Source organism: Ottowia beijingensis (assembly GCF_042680925.1).
Classification (GTDB): domain Bacteria; phylum Pseudomonadota; class Gammaproteobacteria; order Burkholderiales; family Burkholderiaceae_C; genus Ottowia; species Ottowia beijingensis.
Window position 1 is genome coordinate 172,806 of record NZ_JBHUEP010000006.1, and the last position, 19,257, is coordinate 192,062.

The 19,257-nt window shown below is 69.6% G+C and carries 13 protein-coding genes; 11 read left to right on the forward strand and 2 right to left on the reverse strand.

Going from position 1 to position 19,257, the window contains the following annotated elements:
• Nucleotide 1: 1 nt before the first annotated feature.
• The 8 genes from ACFSCU_RS08005 (at nt 2) to ACFSCU_RS08040 (ending at nt 13,528) form a co-directional block, all read left to right on the forward strand.
• A complete protein-coding gene (locus tag ACFSCU_RS08005; RefSeq protein ID WP_377560355.1) occupies nt 2–2,242 on the forward strand; it encodes a methyl-accepting chemotaxis protein in 2,241 nt (746 codons plus the stop codon).
• A gap of 85 nt (nt 2,243–2,327) precedes the next feature.
• Nucleotides 2,328–8,603 carry an Hpt domain-containing protein gene (locus ACFSCU_RS08010; protein WP_417629395.1) on the forward strand — a complete coding sequence of 2,092 codons (6,276 nt, stop codon included), beginning with the start codon at nt 2,328–2,330 and terminating at the stop codon, nt 8,601–8,603.
• 148 nt (nt 8,604–8,751) lie between these two features.
• Nucleotides 8,752–9,354, forward strand: coding sequence for a YqgE/AlgH family protein (locus ACFSCU_RS08015; RefSeq protein ID WP_180549841.1), 603 nt, complete (start codon nt 8,752–8,754; stop codon nt 9,352–9,354).
• Between the two features lie 121 nt (nt 9,355–9,475).
• A complete protein-coding gene (gene ruvX, locus ACFSCU_RS08020) occupies nt 9,476–9,892 on the forward strand; it encodes a Holliday junction resolvase RuvX (protein WP_180549840.1) in 417 nt (138 codons plus the stop codon).
• Complete coding sequence (pyrR, locus tag ACFSCU_RS08025) at nt 9,889–10,404, forward strand: bifunctional pyr operon transcriptional regulator/uracil phosphoribosyltransferase PyrR (protein WP_333705776.1); 516 nt, start codon at nt 9,889–9,891, stop codon at nt 10,402–10,404. Before ruvX ends, pyrR begins: the two co-directional genes overlap by 4 nt.
• A gap of 2 nt (nt 10,405–10,406) precedes the next feature.
• Complete coding sequence (locus tag ACFSCU_RS08030; RefSeq protein WP_377560357.1) at nt 10,407–11,369, forward strand: aspartate carbamoyltransferase catalytic subunit; 963 nt, start codon at nt 10,407–10,409, stop codon at nt 11,367–11,369.
• Nucleotides 11,370–11,442: 73 nt separating this feature from the next.
• Nucleotides 11,443–12,753, forward strand: a complete 1,311-nt coding sequence (locus tag ACFSCU_RS08035; protein ID WP_377560358.1) for a dihydroorotase — start codon at nt 11,443–11,445, stop codon at nt 12,751–12,753.
• Between the two features lie 22 nt (nt 12,754–12,775).
• Nucleotides 12,776–13,528 (forward strand): lysophospholipid acyltransferase family protein, encoded by a 753-nt coding sequence (locus ACFSCU_RS08040; RefSeq protein WP_180549839.1) that lies wholly within the window; start codon nt 12,776–12,778, stop codon nt 13,526–13,528.
• A 74-nt stretch (nt 13,529–13,602) separates the two neighbouring features.
• Here ACFSCU_RS08040 and ACFSCU_RS08045 read toward each other — a convergent pair whose 3' ends face one another.
• Together ACFSCU_RS08045 and ACFSCU_RS08050 are read right to left on the reverse strand one after the other, a co-directional pair.
• Complete coding sequence (locus ACFSCU_RS08045; protein WP_377560359.1) at nt 13,603–15,318, reverse strand: IPTL-CTERM sorting domain-containing protein; 1,716 nt, start codon at nt 15,316–15,318, stop codon at nt 13,603–13,605.
• Between the two features lie 194 nt (nt 15,319–15,512).
• Complete coding sequence (locus tag ACFSCU_RS08050; RefSeq protein WP_180549836.1) at nt 15,513–16,598, reverse strand: ABC transporter ATP-binding protein; 1,086 nt, start codon at nt 16,596–16,598, stop codon at nt 15,513–15,515.
• A gap of 57 nt (nt 16,599–16,655) precedes the next feature.
• On the opposite strand from ACFSCU_RS08050, the gene ACFSCU_RS08055 reads away from it, so the two are divergent.
• From ACFSCU_RS08055 to ACFSCU_RS08065, 3 genes are all read left to right on the forward strand, one after another.
• Nucleotides 16,656–18,335 carry an ABC transporter permease gene (locus ACFSCU_RS08055; protein ID WP_377560361.1) on the forward strand — a complete coding sequence of 560 codons (1,680 nt, stop codon included), beginning with the start codon at nt 16,656–16,658 and terminating at the stop codon, nt 18,333–18,335.
• A gap of 99 nt (nt 18,336–18,434) precedes the next feature.
• Entirely contained in the window at nt 18,435–18,785 is a 351-nt protein-coding gene (locus tag ACFSCU_RS08060) for an ArsR/SmtB family transcription factor (RefSeq protein ID WP_377560362.1), read from the forward strand.
• 154 nt (nt 18,786–18,939) lie between these two features.
• Nucleotides 18,940–19,251 carry a c-type cytochrome gene (locus tag ACFSCU_RS08065; RefSeq protein WP_180549835.1) on the forward strand — a complete coding sequence of 104 codons (312 nt, stop codon included), beginning with the start codon at nt 18,940–18,942 and terminating at the stop codon, nt 19,249–19,251.
• The last annotated feature ends 6 nt before the right edge of the window (nt 19,252–19,257 follow it).

The following is a 19,257-nucleotide window of genomic DNA, read 5'->3' on the forward strand; positions in this document are numbered from 1 at the left end:
CATGGCACTTTCCAACCTGTTCAAGAAGAAGCCCCAGGATCCTGCCCTGGACGAGGGCGAAACCATTGCCCAGGAGCGGCTTGATGGGCAGTCGATGGCATTCGATTCGCACGGCCCCACCGACAGCACGGTCATGGTGTCCACCATCGATGAGCCGGAAGAGCAGGCGCTGCCTGCCGAAGAGGCGTTCGCCGTTCCCCTGCTGGGCACCCGTTCGGCGGCGGCGCACCAGCGGGTGCTGTCGATACTGCTGGCCCTGTCGCTGATTGCGCTGGCGGCCATGGTGTACTGGACGGTGTCGCAAACCGACCGCGGCGCCCAGCAGGTGGGTGCCATCGGCCAGTCGCTGATGCAGTCGCAGCGTCTCGCCAAGTCGGTGTCTCAGGCGCTGATCGGCAGTCCCGAGGCCTTCCCTGAGCTGAAGGAAAGCTCGACCGCGCTGGCGAGCAACGTGCGCGGCCTGCAGAGCGGCAGCGCCACAGTGCCCGCGCTGGGCGAAGCCTACAGCGCCGAGGTCGGCAAGATCGTGCCGCTGATGGAGCGCGCCGAGAAGAACGCGGCCACGGTGCTGGGCGAGCAGAAGACGCTGACCGAGGTGGGCACGGCACTGCGCTCGGTCAGCCGCCAGTCCTCCGACCTGCTGGAAGTGGCTGAAACCATTTCGTCCCTCAAGCTGCAGCAGAACGCGCCGCCGGCTGAGATTTCGGCCGCGGGCCAGCTGGTGATGCTGACCCAGCGCATCGGCAAGTCGGCCAACGAATTCCTGACGATGGAGGGTGTGAGCCCCGAGGCCGTCTTCCTGCTGGGCAAGGACCTGAACTCGTTCAAGGAGATCGGTGAAGGCCTGCTCGACGGCAGCCAGGAACTGCGACTTGCGCCCGCGCGCGACGAGCAGACGCGCGAGCGCCTGACGGCCCTGCTGAAGATGTACGAGGAAACGCGCGCCCAGGCGGGCGGCATTCTGGGCAACCTGCAGGGCCTGGTGTCGGCGCGCGAGGCGCAGACGGCCATCGTGGCCGAGAGCGAACCGCTGCGCAAGGAACTGGAAGGCCTGCAGGACAAGCTGTCCTCGGTGTCGGGTCTGGGCTTGACTGGCCTGTTGCTGCTGTTGATCCCGGCCGCGCTCGCGCTGCTGGCCGCACTCGGCCTGGCCTATGTGCAGCTGCGTGACAGCCGCCAGCGCCAGATGCTGGCTGAGCAGCAGCGCCACTCGGCCGAACTGCAGCAGCAGGAAGGCAAGCGCGTTAACGACGCCAACCAGGCCGCGATTCTGCGACTGATGAACGAACTGCAGACGGTGGCCGAGGGCGACCTGACGCAGGAAGCCACGGTGACCGAGGACATCACCGGCGCGATCGCCGACTCGGTGAACTACACGGTGGAAGAATTGCGCTCGCTGGTCGCCAACGTGCAGAGCACGGCGACGCGCGTGGCGCAGACGACGTCGAAGGTGGAAACCACGTCGACCGAGCTGCTGGCCACGTCGACCGAACAGCTGCGCGAGATCCGCGAAACCGGCCAGTCCGTGCTGGACATGGCGGCGCGAATCAACGACGTGTCGGCGCAGGCGCAGGAGTCGGCCTCGGTGGCGCGCCAGTCGCTGCAGGCGGCCGAATCCGGCCTGACCGCTGTGCAGAACGCCATCGGCGGCATGAACTCCATCCGTGACCAGATTCAGGAAACCTCCAAGCGGATCAAGCGTCTGGGCGAGTCGTCGCAGGAGATTGGTGAGATCACCGAACTGATTGCTGACATTACGGAACAGACCAACGTGCTGGCGCTGAACGCCGCCATTCAGGCAGCGTCCGCCGGTGAAGCCGGTCGCGGCTTCTCGGTGGTGGCGGAAGAAGTGCAGCGGCTGGCCGAGCGCTCCGGTGACGCGACGCGGCAGATCGCGGCGCTGGTGAAGGCCATTCAGACCGACACCCAGGATGCCGTGGCCGCCATGGAGCGTTCGACGCAGGGCGTGGTGGAAGGTGCGCGACTGTCCGACAACGCCGGTACCGCGCTGTCCGAGATCGACAGCGTGTCACGCCGACTGGCCGATCTGATCGAGCAGATTTCCTCGGCAGCCTCCAAGGAAGCAGATCAGGCCAACGAGGTGGCCAGCAACATCCAGCACATCTTTGCCGTGACCGAGCAGACCGGCGAGAGCACGCGCTCCACGGCGAACCAGGTGCGTGACTTGGCGCGCATGGCCGACGAACTGCGCCAATCCGTGGCCCGATTCAAGATCGCCTGATAGCGCCAGAAAAAACGAGGCGCTGCTGCCGCGAAGAGACCGCACGCCTTCACTTGAGAAGACAGCTTCTGGAGAGCATGAAGTCATGGTGACGAGCCACCAAGCCGAAATTCGCGCCCAAGGCGCGCCCGTTGCGGGAGACCTGGGGCCACTGGCTTGGGTTCTGGATGAGACGCGCAAATCGATCGAGTCGGCGACCCGCTCCCTGAAGCGCTTCGCGCACGACGCCGAGGCGGCCAGAGGCGTGGACCTGGCTTCCGTGGACGCCAGCCAGTTGCGCATGGCGCGCCAGCAGCTTCACCAGGTGGTGGGCGCGCTGGACATGGTGGGGCAGGGCGTGTCGGCGCACATGGTGCGCGGCATGGAGGCGGCGGTCCAGCAGTTCGTGCTGCATCCGGAGAAGTGCACCGAGGCGACCGCACAGACGCTCGAGCGGGCCGGTTTTGCACTGGTCGAATACCTGGAGTCGCAACTGGGCGAGCGCCCGCGTTCGGCGCTGGGCTTGTTCCCGCAGTTCAAGCAGGTGCAGGAAATGGCGGGTGCGGATCGCATCCACCCGGCCGACCTGTGGACCTGGCCGTGGCGCTGGGTGGACCCGGCCACGCCGCCCGCGGCCCAGCCGCTGGCTTACGGGCCGGAGGTGCGCAGCCGTCTGGACCAGCGCGTGCTCAAGATCATGAAGCACGCCGACCACAATGCGGCGGCCGAGATCGGCGTCATCAGCCTCGGCCTGGCGCAGGGCGAGAACCACCGGCAGCCGGCCATCTTCTGGAAGCTTTCCGCGGCCTTCTTCGAGGCCATGGCCAAGGCGCTGGTCCCGATGGACGTCTATGCCAAGCGGGCGGCGTCACGGATCCTGCTGCAGTACACGACGCTGGCCCGAGGCGACCAGAGCGTGTCCGAGCGCCTGGCGCAGGATCTGCTGTTCTTCTGCGCCCAGGCCGTGCCGAAGCAGGCTGCCGATGCGCCCGCGCTGGACGCGGTGCGCAAAGCGTGGTCGCTGGGCCGCCACGTGGCGCAGCCTTACGACCAGTCCACCTTCGGTCTGTACGACCCGGCTGTTCTGGCGCAGGCGCGCCGCCGCATCGAGTCCGTCAAGGAGAACTGGTCGGCGCTGGCGGGTGGCGACATGGCACGCATGAAGGCGTGCGTGGACCAGTTCGGCCTGGTGGCGGAATCGCTCGACAAGCTGCACGAAAAAGGCCGCCCGCTGGGCCAGGCGCTGAATCGCGTGGCACAGCAGACCGCCCAGGCCGGCAAGCCGCCCAGCCCCGAACTGGCCATGGAAACGGCCACCGCGGTGCTGTTCCTCGAGGCGTCGTTCGAGGACTTCCATCCGAGTGACGCCACGTTCGCGGCCCGCATCCAGCAGCTGGCCGAGCGACTCGATGCCGTGCGTGGCGGCGCCATGGCGCCACCGCTCGAGGGCTGGATGGAGCAGCTTTACCGCAGCGTCAGCGACCGGCAGACCATGGGCACGGTGGTGGGCGAGTTGCGCACCACGCTGGGCGAGGTCGAGCAGCACCTTGACCAGTTCTTCCGCAATCCCGCCGACAAGAGCGTGCTGGGCCCGGTGCCCAGCCTGATGGGCCAGATGCGTGGCGTGCTGTCCGTGCTGGGGCTGGACCAGGCGGCGCTGGCGGTCGGGCGCATGCGCGACACGGTCGACGAATGGCTGATCACCGAGCAGGAGCCCGAGCAGATCAAAGCCGGTGACACCTTCGAGAAGCTGGGCAACAGCCTGGGCGCGCTGGGCTTCCAAGTCGACATGCTGGGCTACCAGCCGCTGCTGGCGCGCAAGCTGTTCGTCTATGACGCCGAAGCCGGCGAGCTGAAACACGTTGCCGGCCGCCTGGCCGACGAGCACGAAGAGGCGCTGCACGCTGAGGCGTTCCAGCCTGGCGCTGGCGTCGACATCGAGCTGGACTTCGAGCCCGCAGCGCCCGCCGGCCCGGTGACGGCGCCCGGCCAGTTGCTGGACGCCAGCCTGCCCCCCGAGACGATTCCGGGCCAGCTCGACCAGATCGCCGCCATGGCCGCGCTGGACGAAAAGCCGGCCCTGGCCAATGCCGCGCACCGTGCCGCCGAGGCGGCGCGGCAGCAGGACGAGGCCGAGCTGAGCGGCGCGCTCGAAGCGCTGCAGGCGGTCGCATCGGCGCAGGCGCCCCAGGTGCCGCCCGAGCCGGTGGCGGTGTCGGACGACGACGCCTTCGAAGACGACGACCTGCTCGACATCTTCCTGGAAGAGGCGCGCGAGGTGGTGCAGACCGGCGGCGATGCCATCGAAGCCCTGTCCTCGGCGCCGGGCGACATCGAGCAGCAGACAACGCTGCGCCGCGCGTTCCATACCCTGAAGGGCAGCTCGCGCATGGTCGGCCTGTCGGAGTTCGGCGAGGCCGCCTGGTCGATGGAGCAGTTGCTCAATGCCTGGCTGTCCGAGCAGAAGCCGGTATCGGACGACCTGCGCACGCTGACTGGCGAGGCCATGCAGGGCTTCGGTGCCTGGGTGGAAGACATCGCCATCAAGCGGGACGCGGGCTGGAGCAGCGCGCCCTTTAGCGCCGCAGCCGATGCCATGCGGCTCGAAGGCCGCCGCATTCCGCTGCAATTCGGCCAGTCCGACGTGCTCCCCGAGCCCGTGGTGGTGGCCGAGGCCGCGCCTGATGTTCAGGCGGCGCCGGCGAGCATGGGCGCCGACGATGCCGAAGACCTGACCGTGGAGGTGTCGCTGGACGACGCCACGCTTGCCGAAGTTGCCGCGCCGCCGGTGCCCGAGCCACTGGCCGCGTTCGAACTGCCCGATCTCGAGCTGGGCGCAGCCGACCTGGAGATCGATGCGTCGACACCCGTGCAGACCGCTGCATCGGCTGCCGTCGACATGCTGGAATTCGATCTGGCGGCAGAGGCGGCGGATGTTGCACCGGCGATCGAGGTGGTCGAGGTCGATGCGGCCGACCAGGACGCGTTGCTGGAGGCCGACTTCGCGCCGGCATCCGACCCCATCTGGGACGGCCCCGTGGAGACCGTGGAAGCCGCCGCGTTGGCGTCTAACCCGACTGACGAGGTCGAGCCAGCCGCCGAGTTGCCCGCGATGGAAGCGCCTGAAGCGGAGACCCCGGAGGCCATCGACTCCGAGGCGCCGATGCTCGCGCTGGATCTGGCCGAACTGGACTTCGCCACCGCCGAGACACCGCCTGCGCCAACCGAAGTGGTGCAGGTGGTCGACCAAGAGGGTGAAGCCAGCGTGGATCTGCCCATGGCGGCACTGGAGATGCCGGCGGCCGAGCCCGAGGACGCGCCGGCCGAAGCGGCTGCCGGGGCGGCCGACGAGATGCTGGCGCTGGAGCTGGGCGAACTGGACTTCGCCACCGAACACCAGGCGCCGAGCGATGCAGCGCCCGACGCCGGCTCGCACGTCGATGACGAGGTGCTGTCGGACGACGACATGTACAAGCAGATCGGCGATCTGCGCATCAGCACCCCGCTGTACAACGTTTACCTGAACGAGGCCGATGAATGGTCGCGCCAGCTCATCACCCAGCTGTCCGAGTGGGCGCTCGAACTGGACCAGCCGGTGCCCGAGGCGGCCATTGCGCGCGCGCATTCGCTGGCCGGCAGTTCGGCCACGGTGGGCTTCACGGCCCTGTCGGAGCTGGCGCGCGCCGTCGAGCACGCGCTGCAGCGCCTGCACGGTCAGCTGCGCGGCACCGCTGAACAGGCGCGCGTGCTGGGCGATGCCTCGGAAGACATTCGCCGGGTGCTGCACCAGTTCGCGGTCGGTGTGCTGAAGACCCCCAGCGCCGACATCCTCGCGGCGGTCCATGCGCTGGAGCCCACCGATGGCGACGAAGCCGCGGACGCCGTGGCGCCAGCGGTGCAAGACGGCACCTCCGCCTCGCTGGGTTTTGCGCAGGCGCTGCCCGCGGTCGCTGCGGTGGCTGCCCCCGTGCCGACGGTCACGGCCACCGATGTGGGCCGCCACACCATTGCCGACGACATCGACGTGCTGGATGCGGTCGACCCCGACCTGTTCCCGATCTTCGAGGAAGAGGCCGAGGAACTGCTGCCCCAGCTGAGCGCTTCGCTGCGCCAATGGGCCGAGCACCCGGCCGACAACGGCGCGCGCGCCCAGGTGCTGCGCGCCCTGCACACGCTGAAGGGCAGTGCGCGCCTGGCCGGCGCGCTGCGCCTGGGCGAGATGGCGCACCGCACCGAGTCCGCCATCGAAACCATCGGCACCGAGAACATCGGCAGCCAGGACGTCGAGCCGCTGCTTGACCACCTGGACGAACTGCTGGCCGCGTTCCGCCGTCTGCAGACGGGCGAGCCGGCGGTCGATGTGCCGGCGGCTCCGGTCGCACATCCGGTGCCCGCCGTACCCGTGGCGCAGCCCCAGCAGGCCACCGCCGAGCGCGTGGCGCCGGTGGCGCCCGTGGCGCGCGGCGACGTGGCGCTGCCGGCGGCCCTGTCGCTGGTGTCGGCGCGCGCCTCTGCCAGCCAGGCGGTGCGTGTGCGCTCGCAGTTGCTGGACCGCCTGGTCAGCCAGGCCGGTGAGGTGGTCACCTCGCGCGCGCGGCTGGAGGCCGAGGTGGGCCAGCTGCGCAGTTCGCTGACCGACCTGACGAGCAACCTGGAGCGCCTGCGCCAGCAACTGCGCGACGTGGAACTGCAGGCCGAAACGCAGATGCAGTCGCGCCTGGCGCTGTCGAAGGACGCGCAGCAGAACTTCGACCCGCTGGAGTTCGACCGCTTCACGCGCATGCAGGAGCTGACGCGCATCATGGCCGAGTCGGTGAACGACGTGGCCACGGTGCAGCGCAGCCTGCAGCGCGCGGTCGATGCCAGCGAGGACGACCTGGCCGCGCAGGCGCGCCAGTCGCGCGAACTGCAGCGCGACCTGCTGCGCACGCGCATGGTGGAGTTCGAGGGCATCTCCGAGCGCCTGTACCGCGTGGTACGCCAGGCCTCCAAGGAAACCGGCAAGCAGGTGCGCCTGGACATCGTCGGCGGTTCGATCGAGATGGACCGCGGCATCCTGGAGCGCATGACGCCCGCCTTCGAGCACCTGCTGCGCAACTGCGTGGTGCACGGCATCGAGAACGCCGCCGCGCGCTCAGCCCGCAGCAAGGACCCGGTGGGCCTGATCAGCATCGAGGTGCAGCAGGCCGGAAACGACGTGTCGGTGCAGTTCCGCGACGACGGCGCGGGCCTGAACCTGCCGCGCATCCGCGAGCGCGCGCAGCAGCAGGGCCTGATCACGGCCGACCAGCCGCTGAGCGACGCCGAGGTGGCCAACCTGGTGTTCGCGCCCGGCTTCTCCACCGCCACCGAGGTGACCGAGCTGGCCGGCCGCGGCGTCGGCATGGACGTGGTGCGCACCGAGGTGCAGGCGCTGGGTGGCCGCATCGAGACGCACACGCGTGAGGGCCAGGGCTCCAGCTTCCGCCTGGTGCTGCCGCTGACGACGGCGGTGACGCACGTGGTGATGGTGCGCGCCGGCAAGCTGTCGGTGGGCGTGCCGTCGAACCTGGTGGAGATCGTGCAGCGCGCGAGCGCCAAGGACCTGCAGCAGGCCTACGAGACCGGCACCTACCGTTTCGGCGGCGAGGATCTGCCCTTCTTCTGGTCGGGCGCGCTGCTGCAAAGCTCGGCGCGTACCACCGAGCCGCCCGCGCGCTCCACCCCGGTGGTGGTGTTCCGCTCGGCCGAGCAGCGCGTGGCCGTGCACGTCGACGAAGTGCTGGGCAACCAGGAAGTGGTGGTGAAGGCACTGGGGCCGCAGCTGTCGCGCCTGCCCGGCCTGGTGGCCATCACGGCGCTGGCCTCGGGTGCCGTGGCGCTGATCTACAACCCGGTGGCGCTGGCCGCGGTGTACGGCGAGCAGGCGCGTGCCCTGAGCGCCAGCGCCGCGCAGGCCGAGGCCGCCCCCGCCGCTGGCCTGCCCGCCGCGCCCGAGACGGCGTCGATCCACTCCGACATCCCGCTGGTGCTGGTGGTGGACGACTCGATCACCGTGCGCCGCGTCACGCAGCGCCTGCTGCAGCGCGAGGGCTACCGCGTGGCACTGGCGGCCGACGGCCTGCAGGGCCTGGAGCGGCTGCAGGGCGAGCGCCCGGCGGTGGTGCTGTCCGACATCGAGATGCCGCGCATGGACGGCTTCGACTTCGTGCGCAACATCCGCGCCGACGAGCACTTGCGTGATCTGCCGGTGATCATGATCACCTCGCGCATCGCCGAGAAGCACCGCAAACACGCGCGCGAACTGGGCGTGAACCACTACCTGGGCAAGCCGTACTCCGAAGAGGAACTGCTGGGCCTGATCAAGGAATACGCCCGCGCCGCCGCGACGGCACAAGGTTGAGTTAAAAAAACAATAGCTGCTTGCGCTTGTTGCCATTGGTTTTTGGATCGATTTGTATCTGAAATCTTTGTGTGACGGGCGCCAGCAGCTCATTTTTTTGTAGAAGCGTATCCGGCCGCACGGCGCAAGGCGGACTAGAATCGTCCGCATGGCCGATGACGCGCAGCAGCCGATCAACCTGACGAATCACTTTCTCATCGCCATGCCCGGCATGGAGGATGGCACCTTCACGCGCAGCGTGATCTACGTCTGCGAGCACAGCGAGCGCGGCGCGCTGGGGCTGATCATCAACAAGCCCGGCGACATCAGCCTGGCCGACCTGTTCGAGCGTGTCGACCTGCCGCTGGAGCGGCCCGAGCTGGGCGGGCAGCCGGTGTTCCACGGCGGTCCGCTGCAGACCGAGCGCGGCTTCGTGCTGCACGAGCCCATCGTCGCCGAGGGGCTGAAGCCCGACGAGTCGATCTACGCCTCCACGCTCACCGTGCCCGGCGGGCTGGAGATGACGACCTCCAAGGACGTGCTGGAGGCCCTGTCGTCCGGCGGCGGCCCGCGCCGCGTGCTGGTCACGCTGGGTTATTCGTCGTGGGGCGAGGGCCAGCTCGAATCCGAGATCGCCGGCAACAGCTGGCTCACCGTGGATGCCGATGCCGACGTGATCTTCGACGCCCCGGTCGACCAGCGCTACGACCGCGCCCTGGGCCTGCTGGGTCTGCAGGCCTGGATGCTGTCGCCCGACGTGGGGCACGCGTGACAGTCCCCCCAGAGTCACCTGCGGCGCCTTCCCCCAAGGGACAACGCCAGCGGCCGGGCGAAGCCCGGTCCACGGCGTTCCCGCACGGCCTGCTCCGCGGCCATTGGATTTGGTAGGCGAGATGGTGTCTGATTCCGGCAGCGACGTGCCCGCCACCCAGGCGAGCTTCCTGGCGTTCGACTTCGGCCTCAAGCGCACCGGTGTGGCCGTGGGCAACCGGCTCACGCGCAGCGCCACGCCGCAGCCCACCATCCGTGCCGAGGGCGAGGCGCGCTGGGCGCCCATCGCCAGCCGGCTGGCCGAATGGCAGCCCGATGCGCTGGTGGTGGGCGTGCCCTTTCACCCCGATGGCGCCGAGCACGAGAACACCGTGCGCGCACGCAAGTTCGCGCGCCAGCTGCGCGGCCGCTTCAAGCTGCCGGTTTACGAGGTGGACGAGCGCTACAGCACCACCGAGGCCCAGGCGGCCGGCGCACGGGATGCCGACGCGGCGTCGGCCGCCATCATCCTGGAACAGTTTCTGAGGAGTCTTCCATGAGTTCCACCACGGGCAGCACGCTGGCGCTCGACGCCGAGGCGCTGTATGCCGAGCTGCTGCGCAGCCTGCGCCCCCTGCTGACGGCCGATACGCGGCTGGTCGGCATCGTCTCGGGCGGCCAGTGGCTGGCCGAGCGCCTGCAGGCCGACCTGGGCTTGCCCGGCCAGGCCGGCGCCATCTCGTCCACCATGCACCGCGACGATTTCGCCAAGCGCGGCCTGTCGGCCAGCGGCCAGACCACGCTGCCGTTCGAGATCGACGGCGCCGACATCCTGCTGCTCGACGACGTGCTGCACACCGGCCGCACCATCCGCGCCGTGCTCAACGAGCTGTTCGACTACGGCCGCCCCGCCCGCGTGCGGCTGGCCGTGCTGGTCGACCGCGGCGGGCGCCAGCTGCCGGTGGCGGCCGAAGTGGCTGCCGCCCGCGTCACGCTGCCGGCCACGCAGACGCTGCGGCTGGCGCGCGGCGACGATGGCGCCTTCACCTTCAGCATCACCACCAAGAGCTGACCATGCTGGCCCGACGCAACCCCCAACTCAACCAGCACGGCGAGCTGATCCACCTGCTCTCCACCGAAGGCCTGTCGCGCGACATCCTCATCCACATCCTCGACACCGCGCAGCAGTTCGTCAGCGTGAGCGACCGCGAGGTGAAGAAGGTGCCCCTGCTGCGCGGCAAGAGCGTGTTCAACTTGTTCTTCGAGAACAGCACGCGCACCCGCACCACCTTCGACATCGCCGCCACGCGCCTGTCGGCCGACGTGTACACGCTCGACATCGCGCGCTCGTCCACCGCCAAGGGCGAATCGCTGCTCGACACCGTGGCCAACCTCAGCGCCATGGCGGCCGACATCTTCGTCGTACGGCACAGCGAAAGCGGCGCGCCCTACCTGCTGTCGCAGCACGTGGCGCCGCACGTGCACGTGGTCAACGCCGGCGACGGCCGGCACGCGCACCCCACGCAGGGGCTGCTCGACATGTACACCATCCGCCACTACAAGAAGGACTTCAGCAACCTGGTGGTGGCCATTGTGGGCGACGTGCTGCATTCGCGCGTGGCGCGGTCGGACATCCATGCGCTGACCACGCTGGGCGCCGCCGAGGTGCGCGTGGTCGGCCCCAAGACGCTGGTGCCGGGCGACTTCGGCCCCATGGGCGTGCGCGTGTGCCACACGCTGCAGGAGGGCATCCAGGACGCCGACGTCGTCATCATGCTGCGCCTGCAGAACGAGCGCATGAGCGGCGCGCTGCTGCCCAGCAGCCAGGAGTTCTTCCAGAGCTTCGGCCTCACGCCCGAGCGGCTGCGCTGGGCCAAGCCGGATGCCATCGTGATGCACCCCGGCCCCATCAACCGCGGCGTCGAGATCGATTCGCAGGTGGTCGATGGCCAGCAGAGCGTGATCTTGCCGCAGGTCACCTTCGGCATCGGCGTGCGCATGGCGGTGCTGAGCATCGTGGCGGGCAACGAGGCCTGATGTTGTTTGGTATGAAAATGATAGCTGCTGGCGCTCGTCCATCAAGCGCTGGAGCCCGATTTGGCTTGAAACCATGAAGATCCTCATCCAGCATGGCCGCGTGATCGACCCCGCCACGGGCCGCGACGAGACGGCGGACGTGGCGATTGCCGCGGGCCGCATCCTCAGCATCGGCCAACCGCCGGCCGACTTCACGCCCAGCCGCACCATCGATGCCCAAGGCTGCTGGGTGCTGCCCGGCCTGGTGGACCTGACGGCGCGCCTGCGCGAGCCGGGCCACGAGCACGCCCGCATGCTCGAAAGCGAGATGGCCGCGGCGGTGGCCGGCGGCGTGACCAGTCTGGTCTGCCCGCCCGACACCGACCCGGTGCTCGACGAGCCCGGCCTGGTCGAAATGCTCAAGACCCGCGCCGAGCGCCTGCACCAGGCGCGCGTGTTTCCGCAAGGCGCGCTCACGCGCGGGCTGAAGGGCGAGGTGCTGACCGAGATGGGTCAGCTCACCGACGCCGGCTGCGTGGCCTTCGGCCAGGCCGAGGCGCCCATCGTCAACACCCAGGTGCTGCAGCGCGCGCTGCTGTACGCCAGCACCTTCGGCCACGCCGTGTGGCTGCGCCCTGTCGATCCATGGCTGGGCGGCGGCGTGGCCGCCAGCGGGCCGCTGGCCATGCGCATGGGCCTGTCGGGCGTGCCCGCGGCGGCCGAAACCATTCGCCTGCACACGCTGTTCGAGCTGCTGCGCGCCATGCGCGGCGGCGGCGCCGGCCCGCGCCTGCATCTGTGCCGCCTGTCCAGCGCGGCGGGGGTCGAACTGCTGCGCCAGGCCAAGGCCGACGGCCTCAACGTGACGGCCGACGTCAGCATCAACAGCCTGCACCTGACCGACCTGGACATCGGCTACTACGACAGCGCCGCCCGCCTTAACCCGCCGCTGCGCCAGCAGCGCGACCGCGACGCCCTGCGCGCCGCGCTGGCCGACGGCACCCTCGACGCGCTGGTGTCCGACCACACCCCGGTCGAGGCCGATGCCAAGCAGTTGCCCTTCGCCGAAGCCGAGCCCGGCGCCACGGGGCTGGAGTTGCTGTTGCCATTGGCGCTGAAGTGGGGGACCGAGCCCGGCGGCCCCGGCCTGATGCGCGCGCTGGAAGTGGTGACCAGCGCACCGGCCCAGGTACTCGGCGGCGCGCTGGGCACCTTCCAGGCCAGTTGCGGGCGCTTGGCCGAAGGCGGCGCGGCCGACCTGTGCGTGTTCGACCCGCAGGCGCACTGGCAGGTCGAGCCTGCCGCGTTGCGCAGCCAGGGCAAGGCCACACCCTTTGCCGGGCTGGAGCTGACGGGCCGCGTGCGCACCACGCTGGTTGGCGGCCACCTGGCACACGCCGACTGAAAGACGCCGGCGGAGCATTCGCATGAAATCGCTGACGGCGTTCTGGCTGCTGCTGCGCGGTGGAGCGCACATCGCGGGCGGCTGGTGGACCATCCGCACGCGCTTTCCCAAGCTCTCGCAGGCCGAGCGCGAGGCCGAGGTGCAGCGCTGGGCGCGCAACTTCCTGCGCGTGTGGCGCATCGACCTTGACGTGCGTGGCGCGCCGCCCAAGGACGGCCCGCTGCTGATGGTCGTCAACCACATCTCCTGGCTCGACATCCTGGTCATGCACGCGGCGGGCTATTGCCGTTTTGTCTCGAAGTCGGACGTCAAGCGCTGGCCCATGATCGGCATGATGGCCACCGGCGCCGGCACGCTGTACATCGAGCGCGACTCGCGCCGCGACGCGCTGCGCGTGGTGCACCACATGCGGGATGCGCTGGTGCGCGGCGAGGTGGTGGCGGTGTTCCCCGAGGGCACCACCAGCAACGGCATCACGCTGCTGCCGTTCCACGCCAACCTGATCCAGGCGGCCATCTCGGCCCATGCGCCGGCGCTGCCGGTGGCCCTGCAGTTCATCGACGGCCGCAACGGCGCCATGAGCACGGCGCCCATGTACATCGGCGACCAGACCCTGCTCGAATCGGTGTGGCGCACGCTCACCACGCCCGGCCTGCGCGCCGTCGTCAGCTACGGCCAGGCACAGTCGCCCGAGGGGCGCGAGCGACGCGAATGGGCGGCAGAGCTGCGCCGTCAGGTGGACGGCCTGCGCAACGGCGTGGATGCTCCTGAATAAATAGCTGTAAGCGCCCGTCGGACGGGCGCTGGAGGGCTATTTCATGCAAAATCCTGGTGCGTAAAGCTGGGCGCTCAGGGCCGCTGGCGCAGGCGGCGCAGCCCCGGCAGCAGCAGCAGGCTGCCCAGCAGCATCAGGCCCCACTGGCTCACCGTGGGCACGGCCACCGTGCCGGCCGCGCCGACCACCTGCAGGGTGACGGTGGCAGTGACGCAGGGGTCGCCATTGAGCGGGCACAGCTGGTAGCTGAGCGTGTGCTGGCCCGGCGGCACGCTGGCGGCCACCTGCACGGCGCCGGTGGCGGGGTCGAGCGTGATGCCCGCCGGCCAGGTGCCCGAAGTTGCGACGGTGGCGTTGCCACCCGCGCCCAGCTGCACCGGCTGGCCGTTGATGGTGTCGTTGGCCGCCACGTTGGCCACCGGCGTGCTGTCCTGGCCCGCCGTCGCACTGCCGCTGTCGCCGCCGGCGGCCAGCGTGGCCGCGGTCAGCGTGAAGTTGACCGTGCTGTCGGCACAGTGGCCGAAACGGTCGCACAGGGTGTACGGCAGGCTGTAGTTGCCGGCCGGCACGGTGGGCAGCACGCTGACCGCTCCGGTGTCGGCATCGAGCGAGATGCCGCCCGGCCACGCGCCCGAAGGCGCCACGGTGGCATTGCCGCCGGTGCCTAGCGTGGCGGGCGCGCCGTTGACCTGGTCGTTGACCGCCACGTTGGCGATCGGCGTGCCGGCGGTGCCGGCCGGCAGCGGGCCGGGTGCGTTGTCCACGGTGGGGACGATGCTGGCGTTGACCTGCAGTGTGGCCTGGGCGGTGGCGCACAGCGGCTGCGGCAAGGTGTCGGTGCGGCAGATCCGGTAGGTCACCGTGTGGCTGCCGGGCGCCACGGTGCCAGCCACCGACAGCGTGCCGTCGGCGTTGAGGGTGATGCCCGCGGGGGGCGGCGCGCTGGTAACGGGGTCGTCGATCAGGGCGTAGGTCCGCACGTTGCCGCCGGCGCCGGTGCTGACCGGCGTGGCGACGTTGACGCGGTCGTTGCTGAACACCGAGGCGGTGGTGCCCGCCGTGCCGGCGGTCAGCGGTGTGCCCGTGAAGTCGTCATTGCTCGCCGCCAGGTAGGTGGCGGGGTCGCTGGGGTCGAACAGCTGGCTGGCCGGAATGGCGACGGGTGCTGAAGCGCCAGGTGTTGTCCAGCGGATGGTGAGTGCGGCATCGTTGCCCCAATTGTTCCAGGCCACGCGGATATTGACCAACGTGTTGGGCGCGGGACTGGGCAGCGAACCATTGCCTGTATAGCCATCCGTCGCTTCGGCAAGGCAGAACGAGGCCACCTTGGTGCTGTAGCCGAGATTCCGGTAATCCGTGCCCTGGCTGCTCGAGGCATCAAGCACCGCACCGTCGTTGCCCACGCAGCTGATCGCGTAATTGCCCTGGGCCGGCATCAGCACGGCCGTGTAAAGGAAGGCGCCCTGAATCCAGTTCCGGCAGGCGTTGGTCTGACCGGCGAGCGCGGCGTCGCCTATGGGGTACTCGCACAGGACATCGATCGACGGCTGTGTTGCCGGGTTGCTGGTGCCGGCGAACGTGAGATTGGGCCACGAGGACTTCAGCGTGGTGCCGCTGACCGCCACGGCCCGGTTGGCACCCTCATTGGCGAAGGTGATCAGGCGGCGCACTGCGTCATAGCGATGGGTTGTCCCAGCGACCACCAGGTTCTGGTAGTAGGTGTAGGGATTCGGGTTGGGGTACGGCGGTTGGTACTGCGAGGGCTCTCCGCGAAACAGGTCGATCAGCACGGGATCGGCTGCATGGGCCGGCCAGACGGCAAGGAAAAGCGTGGCCAAGAGTGCGGCACGCGCGGTGGATGAGTTGGCTTGATGCATGGACACATGACGACGAAGGAACTCGGTATCAAAACAATATGCGTCGGGTGGACCCGCGCTCAGGCCCACGGCATGGCCCCGATGCGTTCTGTGTGCCCGGGTGCGCCTCAGGCCGGTGCGCGCTGCGCCATCGCAAACGTCACCACATGGTCCACCTCCGGCCGGATGCCGATCCATTCGCCGACGCGGTGGTTGTGGTGGCTGGGAACGTGGACCATCAGGGTCTCGCCGCTGGCGAGCCTGAGCGTGTAGAGGAACTCGGAGCCGCGGAACGCCTTGCGCACGACCTGCGCGCGCACCGGCGCCTGGTCGTCGTGCACGATGTCGTCGGCGCGCAGCAGCAGCTCGCACTGGCCGCCGGGATAGGCGCCGGGCAGCGGGCAGTCGGTGAGGTGATCGAGCGGGCCGAGCGGCGTGTCGAGCCGGGCGCCGCCGCCGTGCTCGTTGGCCACGATGCGCGCCGGCACGAACACGCCGTGGCCGATGAAGTCGGCCACGAAGCGCGTGGCCGGGCGGTGGTACAGGGTGTAGGCGTCGTCCCACTGGTGCAGGTGGCCCTCGTGCATCACGCCGATCTGGTCGCCGATGGCAAACGCCTCCAGTTGGTCGTGGGTGACGAACAGGGCGGTGGCCCCGGCGCTTTTCAGGATGCCGCGCAGCTCGTGCGCCAGGCGTTCGCGCAGGTCGACGTCGAGGTTGGAGAAGGGCTCGTCCAGCAGCAGCAGGCGCGGCGCCGGCGCCATCGCGCGGGCCAGCGCCACGCGCTGCTGCTGGCCGCCGGAGAGTTCGTGCGGGTAGCGCCGCTCGCTGCCCGTCAGGTCGACCAGCGCCAGCACCTCGGCCACGCGGCGGTCGCGCTCGGCCGCGGGCAGGTGCTTGAGGCCGAAAGCGACGTTGCGCCCCACGTCGAGGTGCGGGAACAGCGCGTAGTCCTGAAACACCATGCCGATGCGCCGCGCCTCGGGCGGCACGTGCTGGCGGGCGCTGCTCACCAGTTCGCCGCCCAGGCGGATTTCGCCAGCGCTCACATGCTCCAGCCCGGCCACGGCGCGCAGCAGCGTGGTCTTGCCGCAGCCCGAGGGGCCGATCAGCACGCCGATGTCGCCGGCGCGCAGGCCGAGCGAGGCGTCCTGCACCGCGGGGCGCGCCTGGCCGGGGTAGCGAACGTCGACCTGATCGATCTTGAGGAACATGGAAGCAGATTCTAGATGCGTACAATTCTCATTTGCCACACGCTGCCTGGGTTTTGAATGAAATCGGGCTGCATTCGGCTACCCATCTGCGCAAGCAGCTCTTATTTAAATAGCAAAAACCCCGTCTTGCGCGCCCTTCCCACGCTGATCCTGCTGCTGGTGGCCTGTGTGCTGGCGCTGCCGGTGCTGGCCGTGATCGGCCAGTGGACGCAATGGGACGCGCAGACCGCCGACATCCTGCGCGAGATGGCGGCCACCGTGCTGCCCGAATACCTGTGGGTGACGCTGCAACTGGTGGTGATGGTGGGCATCGGCGTGGTGGCCATGGGCGTGCCGGCGGCGGTGCTGGTGACGGTGTTCGACTTCCGCGGCCGGCGCGCCTTTGAATGGCTGCTGCTGCTGCCGCTGGCCATGCCGGCCTACGTGACGGCCTATGCGTACACCGACTTCCTGCAGTTCTCCGGCCCGCTGCAGACAGGGTTGCGCGCCGCCTTCGGGCTGGAGGGGAGGCTGATTCCCGAGGTGCGCAGTGTGTGGGGCGCGGCCTGGGTGTTCTCGTTCTCGCTCTACCCGTATGTCTACCTGCTCGCGCGCACCGCGCTGGCCGAGCGCGCGCCGCAGCTGATGGAGGCTGCGCGGCTGATGGGCGCCTCGCTGCCACGCCGCCTGCGCGAGGTGGCGCTGCCCATGGCGCGGCCCGCCGTGGCCGCGGGCACCGCGCTGGCGCTGATGGAGGTGCTGGCCGACTACGGCGTATCGGTGTACTTCGGCATCCAGACCTTCACCGCCGGCATCTACAAGGCCTGGCTGTCGATGGACAACCGCATCGCCGCCGCCCAGCTGGCCACGGTGCTGCTGGCGCTGGTGATGGTGCTGCTGTGGCTGGAGCAGCGCGCCCAGCGCCGCCTGCGCTTCGTCGGCAGTGCCACGGCGCGCGCCAGCAGCAGTGAGGCACGGCCGATTCCGCTGCGGGGCATGCGCGGGGCCATCGCCTGGGTGCTGTGCCTGCTGCCGGTGCTGATGGGCTTCGTGCTGCCGGTGGGCTTCATGCTGCGCCCGCTGTCGGCCGACTGGTCGGTGCTGCCGTGGGACCGCTTCCTCATCTGGACCTGGAACAGCGTGCGCTTAGGAAGCATCACCGCCGTGCTGGCCGTGCTGGCGGCCTGGTTCCTGGCCTACAGCCTGCGCCGCGCGCCCACGCTGCTGCGCCGCTGGGCGGTGCAGATCGTGTCGCTGGGCTATGCGGTGCCGGGCGCGGTGATCGTGGTCGGCCTGCTGCTGCCGGTGGGCTGGCTGCAGGCGCGCTGGCCCGAAAGCGGCGTGGGCGCGGTGGTCACCGTCACCATCTGGGGGCTGGTGTGGGCGTACCTGGTGCGCTTCGTGTCGGTGGCGCTGCAGTCGATGCAGAGCGGCTACGCCCGCGTGCCGCGCAGCCTGGACGAATCGGCCCGCATGCTGGGCGCCACCGGGGTGGAGCTGGCCGCGCGCGTGCACTGGCCGCTGCTGCGGCGCGCCGGCTTCGCGGCGGGGCTGCTGGTGTTCGTGGATGTGATGAAGGAGCTGCCGGCCACCATCGTGCTGCGCCCCTTCAACACCGACACGCTGGCCGTGGTGGCCAACCAGCTGGCGCGCGACGAGCGCCTGGGCGAGGCCGCGCTGCCCTCGCTGGCGCTGGTGCTGGTGGGCCTGGTGCCGGTCATCCTGCTCAGCCGCACCTTGAGGGCACCTCCCTCCTGAGCGCGTTCGTCGCTTGCCCCTTCTCCATGGGAAAAGGGGGCGCGCAGCGCCGACGCCGACGCGTATAGTTTGGCCAACCGCCCGCCGTTGCCTTCCGCCATGCAAAGAAAAGCCGCCGCTTCCGTGACCACCCCCGACGGCGAACTCGAATCCGACGAGGTGTTCGAGCTGGCGGCCGAGGTGTTCCGCGTCATGTCGGCGCCGATGCGACTGAAGATCATCAGCGCGCTGTGCAACGGGGAGAAGAACGTCGGCGAACTGCTGACCGAGATCCACGCCACCCAGCCCAACATGAGCCAGCACCTGAACACGCTCTACAAGGCCGGTGTGCTGGGCAAGCGGCGCGATGGCGTGCAGATCTACTACCGCATCATCAACGAGCGCGTGGTCACGCTGTGCCGCGCCGTGTGCACGCAGATCGCCATCGAAACCGTGGGCGAGCCGCGCTGAGGCGCGCCGACGCGCGGTCGCCGTGGCGTTGCGCTGGGGTTATTCCCGAGTCTGCCCGCGCGGGGGCCGCCCTATCATTCGTTTACATATAAGCGGCGGCGAATCTTGCGCCCGCTCGCACCCACACCACCCATTTCCCAGGAGGAGCGCATCCATGAAACCTTTCGTGTTTTCGGGCCTGGCCGCCGCGGCCCTGTGCCTGGCGGCCGGCAGCGCGCAGGCGCAGGTCGATCCCCTGCAGGTGCGCAGCTGGGCCGCCAGCTGCGCCGCCTGCCACGGCACCAACGGCCACGCGCAGACCGGCAACGAGGTGCTGGCGGGCGCCAACAAGGACGAAATGATGAAGAAGCTGATGGACTTCAAGAGCGGCGCCAAGCCCGCGACCATCATGCACCAGCTCAGCAAGGGCTACACCGACGAGCAACTGGCCGCCATCAGCGCCTGGTTCGCGGCGCAGAAGAAGTGAGGAGGC

Coding starts and splice junctions, on each gene's coding strand:
- ACFSCU_RS08005 (WP_377560355.1), top strand. CDS start 2: ATGGCACTTTCCAACCTGTTCAAGAAGAAGCCCCAGGATCCTGCCCTG.
- ACFSCU_RS08010 (WP_417629395.1), top strand. CDS start 2,328: ATGGTGACGAGCCACCAAGCCGAAATTCGCGCCCAAGGCGCGCCCGTT.
- ACFSCU_RS08015 (WP_180549841.1), top strand. CDS start 8,752: ATGGCCGATGACGCGCAGCAGCCGATCAACCTGACGAATCACTTTCTC.
- ruvX (WP_180549840.1), top strand. CDS start 9,476: ATGGTGTCTGATTCCGGCAGCGACGTGCCCGCCACCCAGGCGAGCTTC.
- pyrR (WP_333705776.1), top strand. CDS start 9,889: ATGAGTTCCACCACGGGCAGCACGCTGGCGCTCGACGCCGAGGCGCTG.
- ACFSCU_RS08030 (WP_377560357.1), top strand. CDS start 10,407: ATGCTGGCCCGACGCAACCCCCAACTCAACCAGCACGGCGAGCTGATC.
- ACFSCU_RS08035 (WP_377560358.1), top strand. CDS start 11,443: ATGAAGATCCTCATCCAGCATGGCCGCGTGATCGACCCCGCCACGGGC.
- ACFSCU_RS08040 (WP_180549839.1), top strand. CDS start 12,776: ATGAAATCGCTGACGGCGTTCTGGCTGCTGCTGCGCGGTGGAGCGCAC.
- ACFSCU_RS08050 (WP_180549836.1), bottom strand. CDS start 16,598: ATGTTCCTCAAGATCGATCAGGTCGACGTTCGCTACCCCGGCCAGGCG.
- ACFSCU_RS08055 (WP_377560361.1), top strand. CDS start 16,656: ATGAAATCGGGCTGCATTCGGCTACCCATCTGCGCAAGCAGCTCTTAT.
- ACFSCU_RS08060 (WP_377560362.1), top strand. CDS start 18,435: ATGCAAAGAAAAGCCGCCGCTTCCGTGACCACCCCCGACGGCGAACTC.
- ACFSCU_RS08065 (WP_180549835.1), top strand. CDS start 18,940: ATGAAACCTTTCGTGTTTTCGGGCCTGGCCGCCGCGGCCCTGTGCCTG.